1 protein-coding gene is annotated in these 1,430 nt (G+C 69.2%); it reads left to right on the top strand.

The features are described 5' to 3' along the window. Nucleotides 1–229 precede the first annotated feature (229 nt). Nucleotides 230–1,411: an IS110 family transposase gene (locus P2F65_RS18425; protein WP_275811369.1), complete on the top strand. Its 1,182-nt coding sequence runs from the start codon at nucleotides 230–232 to the stop codon at nucleotides 1,409–1,411. The last annotated feature ends 19 nt before the right edge of the window (nucleotides 1,412–1,430 follow it).

Here is a 1,430-nt window from a genome sequence, read left to right as displayed (position 1 = left end):
TGCGGCTACTTAGAGACTGGTCGCAGGATCGGTGTCTGGCCAGACTCGGTCCAGGTGCTCGGCGAGGCGCTCTCTCAATGCGGCTGCCCACCGGTGTCATTGGTGTGGCTCTCTCATGGCATGCGTCCTCGTCGGGCACCGCGCGAGGAGAGGCTCGAAAGGGGTTTGTCCGGCTCGAAGTAGCAATGCCCTCCCCGCTTCACATCAACGGCGAGTGAAGGAGGAGAGCATGGGCGTCATCATCGGGATGGACCCGCACAAGCGCTCGGCCACGATCGAGGTGATCGACCAGAGCGGGCGACGCTTGGCAGTCGGACGGTTCGGCACGGACAAGGCCGGCTACGCCGACCTGCTCGCCGCCGGCCGTCGGCACCCGGAGCGGGTCTGGGCGGTCGAGGGCTGCAACGGCATCGGCAAGCACATCGCGCACCGGTTGGTCCACGACGGTGAGGTCGTCGTCGACGTGCCGTCGAAGCTGTCGGCGCAGGTCCGGGTGTTCGCCACCGGCAACGGCCGCAAGACCGACCCGGTCGACGCCCGCTCGGTCGCCCTGGCCGCGCTGTACGCACCGGCCGACCCCGGCCTGCGCCCGGTGACCGTCGACGACGAGCTGGTGGTGATGGGGCTGCTCGTCGAGCGACGCGACGAGCTCGGACGGGCCCGCACCCAGACGATCAACCGGCTGCATCGGCTGCTGCTGGAGCTGTTTCCCGGTGGCGCCAACCGGTTCCTGTCCGCGCCACAGGCCCGGGCGCTGCTCGCGACCACCAAGCCGCGGGACCTGGTCGGCAAGACGAGGCGCCGACTCGCGGTCGAGCTGGTCACCGAGATCGAGGCCATCGACCGCAAGATCAAGACGGCCGAGAAGGACCTGGCGGCACTGGTCACCGAGCGCGGCTCGACCCTGATGGAGCTGACCGGGATCGGGCCCACCGGCGCGGCACGGCTGCTCGCCGATGTCGGCGACATCCACCGCTTCCGCGACAAGAACCGGTTCGCATCGTGGAACGGCACGGCACCCCTGGACGCCTCCTCCGGTGCTCAACAGCGGCACCGGCTGTCCCGGGCCGGGAACCGCCGGATCAACCGGACGCTGCACATCATGGCCGTCGTGCAGCTGCGCAACCCCACCCCAGGGCGGGAGTTCTACGACGCCAGAAAGGCTGGCGGCACACCCTCGATGATGGCGATGCGCGCCCTGAAACGTCGCCTGTCCAACGTCGTGTACGCCCGCATGCTGGCCGACCAGAACCGACGCGACCACGGCTCGGCGACGGGTCCGGGAGGGCACCTGGGCCACGACTCTGACTCCAGCGCGACCGGCTCACAGCCCAACACCGGCTCTTCGGACAAGCCACTTCCCGGACCCGCCACCAGCAAGCCTAGAACCCTCGTCCCCGCGGTGTCTTGACCTAAAGGGGTGCCATGAG

It is taken from the genome of Knoellia sp. p5-6-4, from assembly GCF_029222705.1.
Lineage (GTDB): Bacteria > Actinomycetota > Actinomycetes > Actinomycetales > Dermatophilaceae > Pedococcus_A.
Note: the sequence above shows the minus strand (reverse complement) of the source record. Positions and strands in the feature narration are given on the sequence as shown.

What these genes read in the sequence shown, in the direction of transcription:
- P2F65_RS18425 (WP_275811369.1), top strand. Translation starts at nt 230, where the DNA reads ATGGGCGTCATCATCGGGATGGACCCGCACAAGCGCTCGGCCACGATC.